Below are 17,631 nucleotides of genomic sequence, written 5' to 3' on the forward strand. Positions count from 1 at the left end.
CCTAGCACGGGGTTGCCCGCCCTTCAAATGGGGGTGGTGGGAGCAGTTCGCCAGTTGTCGATGACGCTCGAGCGCTGGCTGGAGCGTGAGCGCGAGCAGCTCGTCTTGTGGTTGCCGGTGATGCTGGGCGCGGGAATCACCGCGTGGTTTGTCCTGCCTGACGCGGCGCGCTGGATCGGCTTCGTGCTTGGTAGCGCGGCATTGGGGCTAGGCGCGCTGGCCTTGCCCGGTGGCGGGCGGGCGCCGCGGGTGATGGCGGTTGCGGGGCTGACGCTGGCGGCGGGATGTGCGCTGATCTGGTGGCGCGCCGAACGCGTCGCCGCGCCGGTGCTGGCGCGGCCGGCCGTGGTGCTGATGACGGGTCAGGTGGAGCGCGTCGAGCAATTGCCTGCGCGCGACATGGTGCGCGTGACGCTCTCTCCGCTGGGGCATGCCGATTTGCCGCCGCGGCTGCGCGTCAATCTGGCGATCGGCGATGCCCCAAAGGGGCTGGCTAAGGGGGCAATCATCAAGCTGCGCGCGCGGCTTATGCCGCCGCCGGACGCCGCGGTGCCGGGTGCCTATGATTTTGCGCGGGTCGCGTGGTTCGCGAGGCTGGGTGCGACCGGAAAGGGATTTGCGCCGGTCGAAATGGTGCGACCATCGGCCGCGCCGGGCGCAGGCCTGCGCACGCGGCTATCGACGCATATCCAGTCGCGTATCGCGGGCAGCGCGGGCGGGATCGCCAGTGCGCTGGCCACCGGGGACCAGGGTGCGATCGCCGAAGCGGATTCGGAGGCGATGCGGCGTTCGGGGCTGGCGCACCTGCTGTCGGTGAGCGGGCTGCACGTCACTGCAGTGACTGCCGCAACGATGCTGCTGGTGCTGCGGCTGCTGGCGCTGAGCCCGACGCTAGCACTGCGCTGGCGGTTGCCGCTGGTCGCGGCGGGCGCTGGGGCATTGACCGCGATCGGCTACACGTTGCTGACCGGGGCCGAGGTGCCGACGATCCGCTCGTGCGCGGCTGCCTTGCTCGTGTTGCTCGCGCTGAGCCTCGGGCGCGAGGCGATCACGCTGCGGCTGGTGGCGGCGGGCGCGTTGCTGGTGCTGCTGCTCTGGCCCGAAGCGCTGGCCGGGCCGAGCTTCCAGCTGAGTTTCGCCGCGGTGACGGCAATCGTCGCGCTGCACGAGAGCCCGCGGGTGCGCGGTTGGTTCAAGCGGCGCGAGGAGGGGCGGGGGCGGCGCTTGCTGCGCGGCCTCGGTTCGCTGCTGCTCACCGGCATCGCGGTCGAGCTGGCGCTGATGCCGATCGGGCTGTTCCATTTCCACAAGGCCGGGATCTACGGCGCGCTCGCCAACATCGTCGCGATCCCGCTGACTACCTTCGTGATCATGCCGCTCGAGGCGTTGGCGCTGGCGCTGGATGTCGCCGGGATCGGAGCGCCAGTCTGGTGGCTGACGGCGCGGTCGCTTGAGCTGCTGCTATGGCTCGCGCATGTCACGGCCTCGGCGCCCGGCGCGGTCGCGGCGCTGCCGGCGATGCCGGGCGGTGCCTATGCGCTTATCGTCGTCGGCGGTCTCTGGGTTGCGCTGTGGCGGACGGGGGTGCGCTGGGCGGGCGTCGCGCCCTTTGCCGCCGGCCTGGCCTGGGCGCTGCTGACGCCGGCGCCCGACTTGCTGGTGACCGGCGACGGCCGGCACCTCGCGATCCGCACCGCAGACGGCGCGATGGCGCTGCTGCGAGACCGTGCGGGTGACTATACGCGATCGATGCTCGGCGAAAATAGCGGTGCGGAGGAGGAGCTTGCGCTGCTGTCGGAGGCACCGGAAGCGCGGTGTAGTCCCGATCTGTGCCTGGTCGAGGTGCGTTCGCCGACTCGGCGCTGGCGCGTGCTCGCCACGCGCAGCGGCTATCTGGTGCTGTGGCGCGAGATGATGGCGCATTGCAGCGCGGCCGACGTCGTAGTGAGCGACCGCCGCTTGCCCCCGGGCTGCACGCCGCGTTGGCTGCGGCTCGACCGCGAGACTCTGGCCCGGACCGGCGGCGTCGCGATCACCTTCGCCGACGCGGGTGTGCGCACCGTGCGGAGTGGCGGATCGCATCCCTGGCTTACCCCACTGACGGTACAGCCGCCGTTCGTGCGACGCGAGACGCCACAATGAGTGGTTCAGGACAGCGGGGGAATGACGATGGCCATGTCGGCTTTCACTCGGTCGAGGGCGACCAGCGTTCGATAATGGGCGATGCTGTCATTCTCGGCAAACAGGCGGCGTGACAGTGCTTCGTAGCTCCGCATGTCGGCTGTCACGATTACCAGTACGAAGCTGACGCCGCCGGTGACGAAATAGCATTGCTGGACTTCGGGTGTGTCGCGGAACAGCGTCTTCGCCGCATCGACGCTCCTCGCGCGCTCGTCGTGCAGCCGAACCTCCACGATCGCCGTAATCCCGAGCCTTACCGCTTCGGGCTCGACGATCGCGACGTTGGCGGCAATCACTCCGGCTGCCTCCATCGCGGCGATCCGCCGTTGAACGGCTGCAGCGGACAGGTTGACGGCTTCGGCGATCTGGCGCTGCGGGGTCTTGTTGTCCCGCTGGACGATGCGCAGGATAGCGCGGTCGAAAGGGTCGAGCTTGCGGGGCGCGGGGTGGATGGGTTCGACCATCGCCGAGTATTTGTTGCATTTTTGCCGGCAAGCAAGAGCGCTCCGCTCGCTGGAGCGATGATATCACTCGCCAGATTGTGTTGGCGGAGACAGGAAATGAACATCGCCGAGAGGCGCCCCGCCTGTGCCACGTCGATTCTGCCGGGCATACTGTGCGGTGCCGGAGCCGGAGCGCTGTGGGGCCTGGTCTTCCTCGCCCCGGAGCTGATCCGCGCGTTCAGTCCGCTCGAAATGACGATCGGGCGGTATCTCGCCTTCGGGGCGATCTCGTGCGTGCTGATCGCGCCGCGCTGGCAGGGGCTGGCGGCGAAGCTCGGGCGGCGCGAATGGCTGGGGCTGGTTTGGCTCGCGCTTGCCGGGAACACTTTATACTATCTGCTCCTGTCGGCCGCGGTGCTGACGGGCGGGATTGCGCTGACCTCGCTCGTCATCGGATTCCTGCCGGTCGCGGTAACGATCATCGGCAGTCGGGACGGCGATGCGGTGCCGCTCGGCAAACTGGTCCCGTCGCTGCTGCTTGGCGCTGCGGGAGCGATCTGCATCGGCTGGCAGGCAGTCCTGCCGACGCACGATCGAGATGCTTCTTCCTGGTTCGGCCTGCTCTGCGCGATCGGCGCGCTTGCGTCATGGACTGCCTATGCGGTGGGCAACAGCCGGTGGCTGGCGCGGCTCGGCACGGTTTCGGCGCACGAATGGAATCTTCTGACCGGAGTCGTTACCGGGGCGCAGAGCCTGGTGCTCGTACCGATTGCGCTCCTCCTGGCTTCATCGGGCCATGACGGGGCCGCCTGGGCGAAGTTTGCCGGTGTTTCGGTCGGCGTCGCGGTGCTGGCATCGATCATCGGCAATGCGCTGTGGAACCGGATGAGCCGATTGCTGCCATTGACCCTGGTCGGCCAGATGATCCTGTTCGAGACGCTGTTCGCGCTGCTCTACGGCTTCCTGTGGGAGCAGCGGCTGCCGACGCTGCTCGAGGCCATGGCGTTCGTGCTGGTGGTGGCCAGCGTAGCCTCGTGCATCGCGGCGCACCGCCGCCCGGCATCCGCCGCTCAGTAGCGGCGGAGCAGCCCGGCCAGCTTGCCCTGCACGCGCACCTGATCGGGGCGGTAGCGCTGGGCGTCATAGCTGCGATTGGCCGGATCGAGCCGGATCATCGCGCCTTCCTTGCGGAAGTACTTCAGCGTCGCCTCGGCATCGTCGATCAGCGCAACGATGATCTCGCCGTCGCGGGCGGTTTCAGTGCGGCGGATCAGCGCATAATCGCCATCGAGAATGCCGGCTTCGACCATCGAATCGCCGGCGACTTCGAGCGCATAATGCTCGCCCGAGCCGAGCAGCGCAGCCGGAACGGGCAGCATCGTGCCGCCTTCGAGCGCCTCGATCGGCGTACCGGCGGCGATGCGGCCGTGCAGCGGAATCTCGACCACGTCGTTGGCAGGCGATGGCGGCGTCGACCCGGCCGAAATTGACCGCGAAGTTGATGAAGTTGACGCATCCGTCGTGCGAGTCCTGCCCGCCGGCTTCGCATCGCCGCGTTCGGGCATGCGCAGCACTTCGAGAGCGCGGGCGCGATTGGGCAGGCGGCGGATGAACTCGCGTTCTTCCAGCGCGCTGATCAGCCGATGCACGCCCGACTTCGACTTGAGATCGAGCGCGTCCTTCATTTCCTCGAACGAAGGCGACACGCCGGTCTCGGCCAGCCGGTCGGCAATGAAGCAGATGAGCTCGTGCTGCTTGCGCGTGAGCATCCAGTTTCTCCTGTCCAGAACAGACTGGGAACGTTTATGCAATGTTCCGGGAGCTTGTCAAGCGATGTCGAGGATTTCCACCGAGTCGCCGGACACGGCCGCGGCTGCACCCGGTTCGCGGACGATCAGGCAGGTCGCCCGGGCCAGCGTTCGCAGCATCGAACTGTCCTGGATCGTCGAGGCGAACACCGCGCCGCCACGCTGTTCGGCGCGGAGATAATCGGTGCGGTCGCCGTTCGGGGCGAGCGGTTCGCCGAGCACGGCACGGCGAGTGCGCGGCAGCGGATCGGCGGCGCCCGATAGCGCGGCGGCCAGCGGCCGGACGAAGAGCTGGGTAGTGACGAAGGCGGAAACCGGATTGCCGGGGAGGCCGAGCACCAGCATCCCGCCGAGCCTGCCGGCCATCATCGGCTTGCCGGGCCGCAGCGCGACGCGCCAGAAATCGATCGTGGCGCCGACCGCCCTGAGCGCGGGCTGGACGAGATCATGGTCGCCGACCGAGGCGCCGCCGCTGGTCACCAGCAGATCGGCACCGACGGCGCGGAACGCGGCTTCGAGCGCGTCCTGGCGATCGGGCAGGATGCCGAGGTCGATCAATTCGACAGGCAGGTCGGCAAGCTGCGCGGCGAGCATCAGCCGATTGGTCTCGGGGAGCTGCGCCGGGCCGATGAGGCTGCCGGGCGGCACCAGTTCGTCGCCGGTGGCGGCGATGGCGACCCGGACCTTGCGGCGCACGGGGAGGGTGCCGTGACCGGCAGTGCCGAGCAGCGCCAGCACGGCAGGGGTGAGGCGGTCGCCGGCGCGAACAAGCAGGTCGTCCTCCGAGAAATCGAGGCCACGCCGGCGGACGTTGCGGCCGCGATGGCCCGGGCCTTCGCCGGCCAGCGACAATCGTCCGCCGTCGCGCGCGGCTTCTTCCTGGACCAGCACGGTGTCGGTGCCCCCAGGCAAGGGCGCGCCGGTGAAGATGCGAACGGAATCGCCGGGCTCCGCCTCGCCGGTGAAGGCGCGGCCTGCGGCACTCTCCCCGATCACGCGCCAGGGGCCGGGCAAGTCGGCGAAGCGGATGGCATAGCCGTCCATCGCCGAGAGATCGGCATAGGGCTGGGTGCGGAGCGCTTCGATATCGGCGGCGGCCCAGCGGCCTGCGGCCGCCGCGAGCGGTACATTCTCTATCGCGAGCGGGCGGGCCAGCGCGAGGAGCTGCGACTGGGCTTGGACGACGGGCAGGAGTGCGGGCATGTTCCCGTCTTGTGCCGGGAAGCGCCTGCGATGCAAGCGTTCAGCGTGGGGCCTTGCTGCCCGAAACGAGGCTGAGGTCGCGCGGGCGCAGCGGCAGGCGGAATTCGCAGAGGATCCGGTTGTGTGCGACTTCGATCACGTTGGCGGGCCCGCCGCCGATCTCGGGCAGCGAAACCCAGAGCTGGGCGCCCGGCGCGAGCGCGGCGCGGGTCTCGAGCTCGACGAGATTCGCCGTGATGCCGCGGACGCGCGCATTCCACCAGCGCACACCTTCGCGGACGCTGGCAGGGGCGTCGAGCCGGATCGCATGCTTGTCCGGGATCATGCCGTCGCCCTCGGGATTGAGCGGCGTGGGGGCCGCGCCGGCGCTGCCCTGCGCACGCTGGGCATGGCGCAGCCACGGCATCAGCGCTTGCCAGCCGAGGCCCTCGTCAAAGGCGATGCCGGCCTGGCCGTCCTGGGCCCAGCGGACGGTGCCGTCGAGCGGGCGCAAAGCATCGAAAGTGCAGTGAACCGGGTCGCCCGCGGCAAGCTCGAGCTTGGTGTCGATGCCGACGCCGCCCTGCGAGATGTTGCGCGTGCGGGCATGCTCGACTTTGGTGCCGCTGCGGATCGAGACGAGCTGGTTGATCTCGACGCGCGGCATGGCGCGGCGCTCGGCCGGCAGGTTGGCGAGGGTGCGCGCGAGCGTGCTGATGATGTCGATCGCCGCGTCGAACACGAAGCCGGCTTCGCCGTCGGCGCACCAATCGACCTTGCCCGGGACGAGCTGGCCGCTCGCCATTTCGAGGCGCATCGGCTCTTCCTGGGAGAGCGTGGCGTCGATCTGGACGGTGGCACCGGCCGAGGAGAGGCGCTGGAGCGAGCAGGGGAAGCGTTCGCAATCGCTGACGAGGAAGGCGGCGTCGAACGCAGCCTGGGCGTCGGGCTGGTGCAGCACCGCGCGGGGCGGATCTGCCGATAGCGAGAAGACCGTCGCGGACCTGAGTGCCTGAACCATTTTTCTTCCCGTCGATCCGTAGCCGCGACTTTGCTTAAGCGGGCTGAAAAGCGGGTTAATTTAAACGGTTGTAGAATCCCTAACGGGCGTCGGCGGGGGATCAGGCGGACCAGTCTCCCGACTTGCCGCCGGTTTTGGAGAGCAGGCGGATGCCGGAGATCACCATCGCCTTATCGAGCGCCTTGGCCATATCGTAGAGCGTGAGCAGCGCGACGCTGGCGGCTGTAAGCGCCTCCATCTCGACGCCGGTTTTGCTTTCAGTCGCGGCCGTGGCGGTGACGGTGACGCCGGTATCGTCGGGAGCGAGATCGATCGCGACGCGGGTTAGCGGCAAAGGGTGGCAGAGCGGGATCAGCTCGGCGGTTTTCTTGGCGGCCATGATCCCGGCGATGCGCGCCGTGGCGAGGACGTCGCCCTTCTTGACGCTGCCTTCGCGGATCGCGGCGGCGGCTTGTGCGGACATCGTGATGCGGCCGGTGGCGACTGCCTCGCGCGCGGTGACGGGCTTGCCGGCGACGTCGATCATGTGGGCGGCGCCGGTTTCGTCGAGGTGGGTGAGGCGAGTCATCTGTCCCGTTCCCTTTGGGAGAGGGAGGGGCCCGCTCGGCGCAGCCGAGTGGGAGGGTAAGGGTGATGGCAAGAGAGGAGGCCGCCCTCACCCTCCCGCGGTTTTGCCGCTCCTTCCCGCTCCCAAAGGGAGAGGGGCAGTGGGTACATCTCCCTCACCCAACCATCGCCCGCGTCGCGGCTTCGACATCGTCCTGGCGCATCAGCGATTCGCCGATCAGGAAGCAGTGGATGTCGTGCTCGGCCATCGCGTCGAGGTCCGCGCGGCTGGTGAGGCCGGATTCGGCGACAAAGGTACAGTCCTTGGGCGCGTGGCGGACGAGTTCGTAGGTTTTCTGAAGATCAACTTCGAAGGTCTTGAGGTTGCGATTATTGACGCCGATCAGTCGCGACTTGAGACGCAGCGCGCGTTGGAGCTCGTCGGCGTCATGGACTTCGACCAGCACGTCCATCGCATGCTCGATCGCAGCCGCCTCGATCTCGGCCATCGCGCCGTCTTCGAGCGCGGCGACGATGATCAGGATCGCGTCGGCACCAATCGAGCGGGACTCCGCAACCTGCCAGGGGTCAACCATGAAGTCCTTGCGCAGCACCGGCAGGTCGCAGGCGGCGCGGGCGGCTATGAGATACTCCTCATGCCCCTGAAAATATTCCTGGTCGGTGAGCACCGAAAGGCACGCGGCGCCGCCGGCCTGATAGGCGCGGGCATGCGCGGGGGGATCGAAATCCGGGCGGATCAGGCCCTTGGACGGGCTCGCCTTCTTGATCTCGGCGATCAGGCCATAGCCGCCGGCGGCGATCTTGGCGTCGAGCGCGGCCTTGAACCCACGCGGCGCAGTTGGTTCGGGGCGCGACACGGGCGCAAGCCGGCGCGTGGCGACTTCGCTGCGCTTGGTGTCGAGGATCTTGTCGAGGATGGTGCTCATGCGAAGGCGATCCAGCAGTCGAGCAGCGCGTTGGCAAGCCCGGCGTCGATCGCCTCGGCGGCTTCCTCGACGCCATCGACCAGATTGTCGGCGCGTCCGGCGACCATCAGCGCGGCGGCGGCATTGAGCAGTACGGCATCACGATACGGCCCAGCCTCGCCCTGGAGGAGGCGGCGCAGCGCGAGGGCATTATGCTCGGGATCGCCGCCGCGGATCGCCGAGAGCGGATGGCGCGGCAGGCCGGCATCCTCGGGCGTGATGCGCGTCGGCAGCCGGGCGCAGCCGACATTGACGACGATGCTCGTCGTTTCGGTGGAAAGCTCGTCGAGGCCCTCCTCGCCGGAGACGATCGCGGCGGCTTCGGCGCCGAGCTGGACGAGTGCCTCGGCATAGATCGGTGCGTAATTGGGCCGGGCGATGCCGATAAGCTGGCGCGTGACGTGCGCCGGATTGGCGAGCGGGCCCATCAGGTTGAAGATCGTCCGCCGGCCGATGCGTCGGCGCAGCGGGCCGATCCGCGCCATAGCCGGATGGTGATGCTGGGCGAACAGGAAGGCGATGCCGAGTTCGTGCAGGCTTTCCTCCGCCCGCGCGCCGGCGCGGTCGAGGTTGAGGCCCAATGCCTCGAGCGTATCGGCGGCGCCGGCCTTGGACGAAGCGGCGCGGTTACCGTGCTTGGCGACCGGCACGCCGCACGCTGCGACGACGAGGCTGACTGCAGTCGAGACATTGAGCGTGTGATGCCCGTCGCCGCCGGTGCCGCAGACGTCGATCGCGCCGGCCGGTGCGGTGATCGGGATCAGCCGGGAACGCATCGCGCGGGCAGCCTCGGCGATTTCGATGCTGGTTTCGCCGCGTTCGCTCAGCGCGATCAGGAAAGCCTCGATCGCAGGCTCGGGGACGGTGCCGTCGAGGATGTCGGCGAAGGCCTGCGCGGCGCTTTCATGCGCGAGCGGCGAGGATGGGTCGGGGAGGAGCGTCGAGACAGTCACGCCGCCTTCTATCCCGGCCCCACGCGCCCAAGTCGAGCAAATCCTGTTGGTGCCGTTCCAAGCCGGGCCGTCACGGCATAGACGGCAGGGCTAAGCCGCGTGCGATCGGCGGCATAGATTTCCTATTGATGAGATGGGAATTGAATTGTTCGGCTTCGCACGGCGCTGGGTTAGTCATCGGAAGAACATACCGGCCTCAAACAAGCACAGGAGACGACGATGTCGCTCAAGCTTTTCGACACCATCCCCGATTTCACGCAGGAATCGACCGAGGGGCCACTCAATTTCTACGATTGGGCGGGTGCCGACTGGGTCGTGCTGTTCTCGCACCCCAAGGATTTCACGCCGGTGTGCACCACCGAACTGGGCGCAGTCGCGCGGCTCAAGCCCGAGTTCGACAAGCGTGGAGTCAAGGTGATCGGCCTTTCTGTCGATGCGGTAGACCAGCATCTGCGCTGGGCGGCGGACATCGAGCGTACCCAGGGCGCGGCGCTCAACTTCCCCCTGATCGCCGATGTCGACCGGCGCGTGGCCGGGCTGCTCGGCCTGATCCATCCCAATGCGTCGGATACCGCGACGGTGCGCAGCGTCTTCGTCGTCGATCCCGCCAAGCGCGTCCGGCTGACACTGACCTATCCGGCTTCGACCGGGCGCAATTTCGACGAGATCCTCCGCACGATCGACAGCCTGCAGCTGACCGACCGCCACAAGGTCGCGACGCCGGCCGACTGGAAGCAGGGCGAGGACGTCATCATCCTGCCCTCGGTCGCGGACGAGGAGGCCAAAGCGCTGTTCCCGGCCGGCTGGACCGAGCACACTCCCTATCTGCGCACCGTGGCGCAGCCCCAGACCGCGGGCTGAGCGCGCATGACGGCGACTCTCGCGTCCTCGCCGTTCACGGCGGAGATCACCCAGGTGGTTTCCGGGCTCAACGCGGCGCGCCTGGCCTGGCGGGAACGACAGGCCGGGCGGCACGGCGTTTCCAGCTTTCCGGCGCCGGCCGAGCTTGCCAAGGCAATCGAGCATCTCGCCGCGGCGCTCTATCCGGTGCGGCTGGGCGGCTTTCGCGGCGGGGCACTGCGCGAGGACGATTTCGTCGCCGGGCAACTGGGGTACGCGCTGGGCATCCTGCGCAACCAGGTGGCGAGCGAACTCGATTATTGGCAGGGCTGGTGCGACGCGCCGTTCGAGGACGGGCAGGCCGACACCATCGTTCGCCTGTTCGCCGCCGCGATCCCGGAGATCCGCACGCTTATCGACAGCGATATCGAAGCGGCGTTCGTCGGCGATCCCGCCGCACGCACCGCCGACGAGATCCTGATCTCCTATCCCGGCGCGCTGGCGATCCTGCATTACCGGATCGCGCACCAGCTGTTCGGGCTGGGCGCGGCGATCGTGGCGCGCATCGTCTCCGAACTGGCCAATGCGCGCACCGGGATCGACATTCACCCCGGTGCGACGATCGGCCCCAGCTTTTTCATCGACCACGGCACCGGCGTGGTTATCGGCGAGACTGCGATCATCGGCGCCAATGTCCGGCTGTACCAGCATGTCACGCTGGGCGCGCGCAGCCCGCTGGGGCTCGCCACTGTCGGCCCTCGGGATCGCTTCTCGCGGCATCCGATCGTCGAGGATGACGTCATCATCTATGCCGGGGCGACCATCCTGGGGCGGGTTACGATCGGACGCGGCAGCACGATCGGCGGCAATGTCTGGCTGCTCCGTGACGTGCCGCCCGGCAGCGTGGTAGTACAGCCCGAAGCGGTGACGCTCGACCCGGCCCGGGCGCGCGAGATCACCACGCTGACCTGCGCCTCTGGGCACCAGCGCGAAGGCGTCCCGTTCGAAGCATTGTTCGAGCATGCCCATGACGTGACGCTCGCGCCCGACGGGTTGCTCGCCGCATCGACGGGACTCGACCGGCTGACGGTCAATTCGGTGCACGAACAGGGGATCGATCGGCTGGGCAGCGGGCTCCAGGTCGAGGCGATCGCCGCCGATGACGGACTGGTCGAGGCGTTCTCGGCCAACCCCTGCGGCGCGCCGGTGCTCGCCGTGCAGTGGCATCCCGTGTGGAATGTCGATGCCAGGCCCGACAGCCGCGCCTTTTTCCGGCTGATTGGCGACGCGCTCCATCTCGGTAGCGAAGCCGAGACTTTTCGGCCAAGGGCGTGAGAACCTAACGTAAAGCCGAGCATGAGCCAGACACCGACCGCCGGCATGCGCCGCATTCCCGGCTGTGCCTTCACCATGGGATCCGAGCGCTTCTATCCCGAGGAGGCTCCCAAGCGCCGGGTGCGCGTCGGCGATTTCTGGATCGACGAGACTCTGGTCACCAATCGCGAGTTCGCTGCCTTTGTGGATGCGGCCGGCTATCGCACTGTCGCCGAGACCGTGCCCGATCCACGCGATTATCCCGGCCTGACCGAAGCGACCGCGCAGGCGGGATCGCTGGTTTTCCAGCCGACCTCCGAGCCGGTGCCGCTCGACGATTACCGGCAATGGTGGGCATTCGTGCCCGGCGCCGACTGGCGGCACCCCTATGGACCCGACAGCGCCATCGACGCGCTGCTCGACCATCCGGTCGTCCAGATCGCCCTTGCCGACGCTGAAGCATATGCCGCCTGGGCGGGCAAGGCACTGCCGACCGAGGCAGAATGGGAGTTCGCCGCGCGCGGCGGGCTGGACGATGCCGATTATGCCTGGGGCGACGAACTGGCGCCCGGCGGCGCGATCCTCGCCAACTACTGGCAGGGCCTGTTCCCCTTCGCCAACCAGCGCGCCGATGGCGGCTACCGGACGACACCGGTGCGGCGCTATCCCGCCAATGGCCACGGCCTGTACGACATGATCGGCAATGTCTGGGAATGGACGCGCGACTGGTATGCGGTCCCAAAGGCAGCGCGACCCGGCAAGGACAAGAGCCCGTGCTGTGCGATCCCCGATCCGCGCGGCGGCAATCTGAAGAACAGCATCGATCCGGCAGGCCCGGCGATCGGGCGGAAAGTGCTCAAGGGCGGCTCGCATCTCTGCGCGGCCAATTACTGCCAGCGCTACCGTCCCGCCGCGCGCCACGCCCAGACGATCGAGAGCGCGACTAGCCATATCGGCTTCCGCTGCATCCTTCGCGACTGAGCGGAGACGAGCGCCCGGGCCGCGGCCCGGACGCCCGACGGTTCATTGTTGCGGAGCGGGTGACGCAGGGGCGGCCGGTTGCGGCGCGGCACCGGGCGCCCAGTCGCGGTTGCCGTCACGCGGGCCATGATGCCTGCCGCGGCCATGCTTCTTCGGCAGTTCCGCGGCGACCAGCGTGCCATCCTTGTCGGCGTCGAACCGGTCGAAGCGGGCAGTCGCCGCCTGGACCCATTCGGCGCGGCTGATCTGGCCGTCGTTATTGGCATCGGCGCGGCCCATCCGGCCAAGGCCGTTGTCCATGCTCGCCATGGCGATGCCACCCGCCGCGAGCGTGGCGACGGCGACGGCGGCTAGTGCGGCGGCGGTGAGTTTCAATTTGTTCATCCCATTCCCCGAGCGCCCGGATCGGGCGATGCAGCGGGAATGGCGGATCTGTGTCGCGAACCGATTGCAATCGAACGGCAGAATTGTCGCAAGATGTGCGGATCAGGCGAGCGCCCTGGCCTCGATCCCCGCCAGCCGGAGGAAGTTCGCCAGCATGGCATGGCCATGTTCGGTGGCGATGCTCTCGGGATGGAACTGGACGCCGTGGATCGGCAGCTCGGCGTGGCGGAAGCCCATTACCGAGGCATCGTCGGCCGTCGCGTTGACGACGAGGTCGGCGGGAATGTCGGTGACAATCAGCGAATGGTAGCGCGTGGCAGTGAAGGGCGAGGGCAGGCCGGCGAACAGCCCGGTGCCGTCATGCTCGACCGGACAGGTCTTGCCGTGCATCAGCCCGCCGCGGACGACGCTGCCGCCGAAATGCTGGCCGATCGCCTGATGGCCCAGGCAGACGCCGAGCAGCGGCTTGTTCAGCTCGGCGCAGGCGGCGACCAGACCGAGGCTGATCCCGGCCTCGTTGGGCGTGCAGGGCCCGGGCGAGATCAGGAACGCCTGGGCGTTGCTGGCGATCGCATCGCGTGCGCTCAGCGCATCGTTGCGCACTACCTGCACCTCGGCGCCCAGCTCCATCAGGTAATGGACGAGGTTCCAGGTGAAGCTGTCGTAATTGTCGATGACGAGGATCATGCAGGCCCGGTTAAGGCGTTTCGCGTCATCCCACAATTGCCTTGGCGTGGCCACACTGGGGCGGCAACGCAGCGCACTCAGAGGTGTCGACCGCTGTTCAAAGGAGTATGCATGCTTTCCACCTTGTTCTTCGCCGCGCTGATCGCCGGTCCCGTTCCGGCGCAGACCAGCGGGCCGCAGGAGGAACCGCCCAAACGCGTGCGCTCGGTCTTGGTCTATGGCGACGAGCAATGCCCCAAGTCCGAGGATCCCGACGAGATCGTGGTCTGCGCCAATGCCGGCGATTCGCCCTACCGCATCCCCAAGCGCTTTCGCGACCAGCCCAAGGAAGGCGCGGAATCGAACGCCTGGACCAACCGCGTCGAGAGCGTCGAGCAGTTCAACCGTGCCGGGCTGCCCAACAGCTGCTCGCCGGTGGGTTCGGGCGGACAGACCGGATGCACGCGCGCGGCGATCCGGCAATGGTATCAGGAGCGGGTGGACCAGAAGGCCAAGGCTGCACGAGTGCAGGGGGCGCAGGAGTAATTTCTAATTTTCCCTCTCCCCTTGTGGGCGCGCCAGGTCGGTCATGCCCCCGGCATGGCCTAAACAGCGCGGGGCGCTGTTTACCTGATGCGGGAGGGAGCCGATGAAATCGGCGGAAGGGTGAAGGGGAGTGTGTCCTGATGGACGTCCCCCTCATCCTTCCCACGCCCTCGGCGTGGGCCCCTTCCTTCTCCCACAAGGGGAGAAGGAGGTTGAGGTTACTGCCCGAATCCCGCTTCGCTGGCGCGTGCGACTGCTTCGCGGGCGGCGGCGAAGAGGGCGCCGGCCTTGGCTTCGCATTCGCGCTGTTCGTAGGCGGGGTCCGAATCTGCTACGATTCCGGCACCGGCCTGAACGTGCATGACGCCGTCCTTCACCAGCGCAGTGCGCAGCACGATGCAGCTGTCCATCGATCCGTCTGGCGAGAAATAGCCGACGCCGCCGGCGTAGGGTCCGCGCGTCTCCTGCTCGAGTTCGGCGATGATCTGGCAGGCGCGGACCTTGGGGGCGCCGCTGACCGTCCCGGCGGGAAAGCCCGCGAACAGCGCATCCAGTGCGTCGCTGCCGGGCCGCAGCTTGCCGACCACGTTCGAGACGATGTGCATGACGTGGCTGTAGAATTCGACCGTGTAGCTGTCGGTCACCCGGACGCTGCCGGCTTCGGCGGCGCGGCCGACATCGTTGCGGCCGAGGTCGAGCAGCATCAGATGCTCGGCGCGCTCCTTGGGATCGGCGAGCAGGCTGGTGCGGTTGGCTTCGTCCTCTGCCGCGGTCTTGCCGCGCGGGCGGGTGCCGGCGATCGGGCGGATGGTGATTTCGCCATCGCGGGCGCGGACGAGGATCTCGGGGCTCGATCCGGTCAGCGCGAAGCCCGGCAAGTCGAGATGGTAGAGGAAGGGCGAAGGGTTCACCCGGCGCAGCGCGCGGTAAAGCTCGAACGGCGGCAATGTGAAGGGGGTGGTGAAGCGCTGGGCGAGCACCACCTGGAAGATGTCCCCTGCGGCGATATAGTCCTTGGCGCGGGCGACCATCTCGCCATAGCGGCCCGGCGCGAGCACCGGGGTGAGCGCGATATCGCCCGGCGCGGCGCGGACCGGCGCGGGCAGCGCGGCGGTGGCAAGGCGCGCGGCGGTGGCGTCGATGCGTTCGGCTGCGGCCTCGATCAGCGTTTCCGGATCGCGTGCGTCGTCGGGCCAGACCGGCGCGACGAGGAACAGCGTGTCGGCCAGCCGATCGAAGATCAGGATCACGGTCGGCCGCACGAACATCATGTCGGGAACGCCGATCGGGTTCTCGGCCGGCCGCGGCAGCTTCTCGACCAGTCCGACGGTCTCGTAGCTGAAATAGCCGACGAGGCAGGCCAGCGCGCGCGGCAGCTCCGCGGGCACGTCCATCCGGCAGCTCTGAACCAGGCCGCGCAGAGCCTCGAGCGTCGGCTCGGGGCAGGGTGCGAACGCCTCGCGATCGGTTAGCCAGTGCGGGTTGACCGCGGCTTCGGCGCCGGTCGCGCGGAACACGAGGTCCGGTGCGAGCCCGATCAGGCTGTGGCGCCCGCGCACCGATCCACCCTCGACCGATTCGAGCAGGAAGTCGCCTCGCCCCTGCTCGATCAGCTTGAGCGCGACGGCCACCGGCGTCTCGGTGTCGGCGACCTGACGGCGCCAGAGCAGCGCCGGCCGGCCGGCGGCGAGCGCCGCCCGTGCGGCTTCGACGCCTTCAGTCACGTCAGCGTGCCGAGCCCGAGCGAGTCAGTTCGGCGCGGAGCTGGGCAATCGCCTTGTCGTTGCGCGTTACCTTCACGTGATTGCGGATCGACGCGATGAACTGGCGCGCAAACTCGGGGCCGATCTGCGGGGCGATGTCGCCGCGCACGCGCTGCATCGCGGCGGGATCGCCCGCGGCGCTGTGCTCCTCGACCTTGTCGAGATAGACGACATAATAGCCTTCGCGGTTCGGTCCCTCGACCAGCTTGGCCTTTTTGGGTGCCATGCTGAACGCCATCTGGAGGTACGGCGCCATGTTGGGGCCGAGCACTTCCGAGCGCTTGAAGTCGAACGCCTTGGGCGGAGGACCCTTGGTGACCCCGGCTTCGGTCAGCGCCTGCTGCATCGGCACGCCCTTTTCGAGCTTGGCGATCATCGCAGTGGCGGCGGCGCGCGCCTTGGTCAGCGCCTGTTCGACGAGATAGTCCTTCACGACGCGCTCGCGGATCTGGGCGAGCGGGCGCGGGGCGGCAGCGACGATGCGCTCGAGGCCGACCAGGGCGAAGCTGCCGTCGGGAGCGATCGGCACGACCTGCGGCTCGTCGCCGGCCTGTTCGAAGGTGAAGGCTGCGCGCATCACCGGGACGATCGCTGGATCAGGCTTAAAGTTGGGATCTTCGGGGTTGGCGCCGGCCGCGGTGAGCGCGGGCGAGCGCTCGGCGGTCAGCTTGGCATCGGCAATCGCTTCGTCGAAGGTCTTGCCGTCGCCCACGCCGTCCTCGACCGACTGGCGGAGATCGCCGATCACCTGGGCGAGCTTGCGCGCGCCGATCTCGGTGGCGAGCTCGGGACGTGCCTGGTCGAGCGTCTTGGCAGCGACCTGCTCGACCTTCTCGACGACGAGGACGTGCCAGCCGAGCGGCGAGCGGACCGGGCCGGCGACGCTGCCCTGCGCAGCGGCAAAGGCCGCGTCGGCGACGGCGGGCGCCGTCTGGCGGGCAAGCGCCGGCTTTTCGACGCCTTCGAAATTGGTGGGTTCGAGCCCGGCGGCCGTCGCGGCGGCCGCGAGCGTCTTGCCGCCCTTGACCTCACCGGCGACGCGATTGGCGGTCGCCTGGTCGAGCGCCACCAGCTGGCGGACATTGCGCTTTTCGGTCGCGGCGAAGCGATTGCCGGCCTTCTTGTAGGCGTCGGCGATCTCGGCCTCGGTAGGGGTGGTGCGCGCCTTGAGCGCATCTGGCTTGACGATCGCGTAGCGGACGATGCGGCGCTCGGGCACCATGTAGCGGGCGCGCTTGCCGTTGTACCAGGCAGTCAGCGTCTTGTCGTCGGGGTCGGCGCCGGGGTCCATCGCGATCGTCGAGACGAGGCCGACAATGCCGGCGCGGCGCTCGAGCAGCAGCGAGGCATAGGGCAGCAGCACGCCATCGGGGATCTGGTTGCCCAGCGTGGCGCGATTGAGCAGCCAGCTGCCGTAGCGGTCGTTGGTCATGCCCTCACGGAAAGCGACCGGCGAAATGCGGTTCTGCCCGAGAAGGTCCTCGAACTGCTTCTGGCTGAACTTGCCGTCGAGCCCATAGAACGAGGGGTTGCTGGCGATTTCGCCGTCGATCAGCTTCTTGCTGACCTGCATTCCCGATTCCTTGCCGAACGCGACGAGCGACGCGCTGTTGATCATCTCGTCGAGCGCGAGCTCCAGCCCGCCCTGGGCCAGGAACTGCTCCATCGTGACGTTCTGGCCCTCGCGCTGGAGGTTGCGCAGGAACAGGTCGATCCGCTCGCGCACTTCGCGATCGGTGATCTTGCGGTCGCCGACCTGCGCCACGACGCTGCCGCTGGGACCCCCCGTGCCGCTGCGGACGCCGGTGATATCACCTGCGGCGAATGCCAGCGCGATCACCGCGAGGAACACGAACACCGCGATCAGGCCGAAGCGCGACTTGGTGAAGCGGCGGAAGGAATTGAGCATGAAGGGCCGTTCGAAAGAGGAAGCTGGCGTGCTTTAGGGCCGCAATTGGCTGCCTTCAAGCTTGTGCAGCGCGCGCGGCTTGGTATCGCCTGCCACCAAATAGAAGGA

General features: G+C 68.2%; 17 protein-coding genes and 1 pseudogene. 7 read left to right on the forward strand and 11 right to left on the reverse strand.

Annotation, left to right across the window (positions count from 1 at the left end; translation table 11 throughout):
* The first annotated feature begins 60 nt into the window (after positions 1 to 60).
* On the forward strand, positions 61 to 2,142 hold the full coding sequence (locus tag BXU08_RS02880) for a ComEC/Rec2 family competence protein (protein WP_150125391.1): 2,082 nt from the start codon (positions 61 to 63) through the stop codon (positions 2,140 to 2,142).
* Between the two features lie 5 nt (positions 2,143 to 2,147).
* Here the strand turns inward: BXU08_RS02880 and BXU08_RS02885 are convergent, their stop codons facing one another.
* Positions 2,148 to 2,645 carry an Lrp/AsnC family transcriptional regulator gene (locus BXU08_RS02885; protein WP_077508617.1) on the reverse strand — a complete coding sequence of 166 codons (498 nt, stop codon included), beginning with the start codon at positions 2,643 to 2,645 and terminating at the stop codon, positions 2,148 to 2,150.
* Positions 2,646 to 2,741: 96 nt separating this feature from the next.
* Between BXU08_RS02885 and BXU08_RS02890 the strand changes: the two genes are divergently transcribed.
* Entirely contained in the window at positions 2,742 to 3,701 is a 960-nt protein-coding gene (locus tag BXU08_RS02890) for a DMT family transporter (RefSeq protein WP_077508619.1), read from the forward strand.
* Here BXU08_RS02890 and lexA read toward each other — a convergent pair.
* From lexA to trpD, 6 genes are all read right to left on the reverse strand, one after another.
* Positions 3,695 to 4,393 carry a transcriptional repressor LexA gene (gene lexA / locus BXU08_RS02895; RefSeq protein ID WP_077508621.1) on the reverse strand — a complete coding sequence of 233 codons (699 nt, stop codon included), beginning with the start codon at positions 4,391 to 4,393 and terminating at the stop codon, positions 3,695 to 3,697. The genes BXU08_RS02890 and lexA overlap by 7 nt on opposite strands.
* 57 nt (positions 4,394 to 4,450) lie before the next feature.
* The gene (gene glp, locus BXU08_RS02900; RefSeq protein WP_077508623.1) at positions 4,451 to 5,635 is read right to left on the reverse strand and encodes a gephyrin-like molybdotransferase Glp; all 1,185 of its coding nucleotides are present in this window, start codon (positions 5,633 to 5,635) and stop codon (positions 4,451 to 4,453) included.
* Between the two features lie 40 nt (positions 5,636 to 5,675).
* Positions 5,676 to 6,635 (reverse strand): PilZ domain-containing protein, encoded by a 960-nt coding sequence (locus tag BXU08_RS02905; RefSeq protein WP_077508624.1) that lies wholly within the window; start codon positions 6,633 to 6,635, stop codon positions 5,676 to 5,678.
* A gap of 100 nt (positions 6,636 to 6,735) precedes the next feature.
* Positions 6,736 to 7,203 (reverse strand): cyclic pyranopterin monophosphate synthase MoaC, encoded by a 468-nt coding sequence (moaC, locus tag BXU08_RS02910; RefSeq protein ID WP_077508625.1) that lies wholly within the window; start codon positions 7,201 to 7,203, stop codon positions 6,736 to 6,738.
* Between the two features lie 154 nt (positions 7,204 to 7,357).
* Entirely contained in the window at positions 7,358 to 8,128 is a 771-nt protein-coding gene (gene trpC / locus BXU08_RS02915) for an indole-3-glycerol phosphate synthase TrpC (protein WP_077508627.1), read from the reverse strand.
* Positions 8,125 to 9,120: an anthranilate phosphoribosyltransferase gene (gene trpD, locus BXU08_RS02920; protein ID WP_077508629.1), complete on the reverse strand. Its 996-nt coding sequence runs from the start codon at positions 9,118 to 9,120 to the stop codon at positions 8,125 to 8,127. Before trpD ends, trpC begins: the two co-directional genes overlap by 4 nt.
* Before the next feature lie 219 nt (positions 9,121 to 9,339).
* On the opposite strand from trpD, the gene BXU08_RS02925 reads away from it, so the two are divergent.
* The 4 genes and pseudogenes from BXU08_RS02925 (at position 9,340) to BXU08_RS02935 (ending at position 12,255) form a co-directional block, all read left to right on the forward strand.
* Positions 9,340 to 9,981: a peroxiredoxin gene (locus tag BXU08_RS02925; RefSeq protein WP_077508631.1), complete on the forward strand. Its 642-nt coding sequence runs from the start codon at positions 9,340 to 9,342 to the stop codon at positions 9,979 to 9,981.
* Positions 9,982 to 9,987: 6 nt separating this feature from the next.
* Positions 9,988 to 10,917, forward strand: a pseudogene (gene epsC, locus BXU08_RS02930) (serine O-acetyltransferase EpsC); the annotation flags it as partial.
* A 54-nt stretch (positions 10,918 to 10,971) separates the two neighbouring features.
* Positions 10,972 to 11,295, forward strand: coding sequence for a gamma-glutamyl-gamma-aminobutyrate hydrolase family protein (locus tag BXU08_RS20265; RefSeq protein WP_376787775.1), 324 nt, complete (start codon positions 10,972 to 10,974; stop codon positions 11,293 to 11,295).
* A gap of 45 nt (positions 11,296 to 11,340) precedes the next feature.
* Complete coding sequence (locus BXU08_RS02935) at positions 11,341 to 12,255, forward strand: formylglycine-generating enzyme family protein (RefSeq protein WP_077511948.1); 915 nt, start codon at positions 11,341 to 11,343, stop codon at positions 12,253 to 12,255.
* Between the two features lie 42 nt (positions 12,256 to 12,297).
* Here BXU08_RS02935 and BXU08_RS02940 read toward each other — a convergent pair whose 3' ends face one another.
* Entirely contained in the window at positions 12,298 to 12,639 is a 342-nt protein-coding gene (locus BXU08_RS02940; protein ID WP_077508633.1) for a hypothetical protein, read from the reverse strand.
* A 102-nt stretch (positions 12,640 to 12,741) separates the two neighbouring features.
* Positions 12,742 to 13,326: an aminodeoxychorismate/anthranilate synthase component II gene (locus BXU08_RS02945; protein ID WP_077508635.1), complete on the reverse strand. Its 585-nt coding sequence runs from the start codon at positions 13,324 to 13,326 to the stop codon at positions 12,742 to 12,744.
* A gap of 111 nt (positions 13,327 to 13,437) precedes the next feature.
* Here BXU08_RS02945 and BXU08_RS02950 point away from each other — a divergent pair, with 111 nt between their 5' ends.
* Positions 13,438 to 13,851 carry a hypothetical protein gene (locus tag BXU08_RS02950; RefSeq protein ID WP_077508637.1) on the forward strand — a complete coding sequence of 138 codons (414 nt, stop codon included), beginning with the start codon at positions 13,438 to 13,440 and terminating at the stop codon, positions 13,849 to 13,851.
* Between the two features lie 218 nt (positions 13,852 to 14,069).
* On the opposite strand, the gene trpE is transcribed toward BXU08_RS02950, so the two are convergent.
* Together trpE and BXU08_RS02960 are read right to left on the reverse strand one after the other, a co-directional pair.
* On the reverse strand, positions 14,070 to 15,575 hold the full coding sequence (trpE, locus tag BXU08_RS02955; protein ID WP_077508639.1) for an anthranilate synthase component I: 1,506 nt from the start codon (positions 15,573 to 15,575) through the stop codon (positions 14,070 to 14,072).
* 1 nt (position 15,576) lies between these two features.
* Positions 15,577 to 17,523, reverse strand: coding sequence for a peptidylprolyl isomerase (locus BXU08_RS02960; RefSeq protein WP_077508641.1), 1,947 nt, complete (start codon positions 17,521 to 17,523; stop codon positions 15,577 to 15,579).
* Positions 17,524 to 17,631: the final 108 nt, after the last annotated feature.

The organism is Sphingomonas sp. LM7, assembly GCF_002002925.1.
In the GTDB taxonomy this organism is placed as follows: domain Bacteria; phylum Pseudomonadota; class Alphaproteobacteria; order Sphingomonadales; family Sphingomonadaceae; genus Sphingomonas.

Coding starts and splice junctions, on each gene's coding strand:
- BXU08_RS02880 (WP_150125391.1), top strand. CDS start 61: ATGACGCTCGAGCGCTGGCTGGAGCGTGAGCGCGAGCAGCTCGTCTTG.
- BXU08_RS02905 (WP_077508624.1), bottom strand. CDS start 6,635: ATGGTTCAGGCACTCAGGTCCGCGACGGTCTTCTCGCTATCGGCAGAT.
- BXU08_RS02885 (WP_077508617.1), bottom strand. CDS start 2,645: ATGGTCGAACCCATCCACCCCGCGCCCCGCAAGCTCGACCCTTTCGAC.
- BXU08_RS02950 (WP_077508637.1), top strand. CDS start 13,438: ATGCTTTCCACCTTGTTCTTCGCCGCGCTGATCGCCGGTCCCGTTCCG.
- BXU08_RS02960 (WP_077508641.1), bottom strand. CDS start 17,523: ATGCTCAATTCCTTCCGCCGCTTCACCAAGTCGCGCTTCGGCCTGATC.
- moaC (WP_077508625.1), bottom strand. CDS start 7,203: ATGACTCGCCTCACCCACCTCGACGAAACCGGCGCCGCCCACATGATC.
- glp (WP_077508623.1), bottom strand. CDS start 5,635: ATGCCCGCACTCCTGCCCGTCGTCCAAGCCCAGTCGCAGCTCCTCGCG.
- trpC (WP_077508627.1), bottom strand. CDS start 8,128: ATGAGCACCATCCTCGACAAGATCCTCGACACCAAGCGCAGCGAAGTC.
- lexA (WP_077508621.1), bottom strand. CDS start 4,393: ATGCTCACGCGCAAGCAGCACGAGCTCATCTGCTTCATTGCCGACCGG.
- BXU08_RS02935 (WP_077511948.1), top strand. CDS start 11,341: ATGCGCCGCATTCCCGGCTGTGCCTTCACCATGGGATCCGAGCGCTTC.
- BXU08_RS02890 (WP_077508619.1), top strand. CDS start 2,742: ATGAACATCGCCGAGAGGCGCCCCGCCTGTGCCACGTCGATTCTGCCG.
- BXU08_RS02925 (WP_077508631.1), top strand. CDS start 9,340: ATGTCGCTCAAGCTTTTCGACACCATCCCCGATTTCACGCAGGAATCG.
- BXU08_RS02940 (WP_077508633.1), bottom strand. CDS start 12,639: ATGAACAAATTGAAACTCACCGCCGCCGCACTAGCCGCCGTCGCCGTC.
- BXU08_RS02945 (WP_077508635.1), bottom strand. CDS start 13,326: ATGATCCTCGTCATCGACAATTACGACAGCTTCACCTGGAACCTCGTC.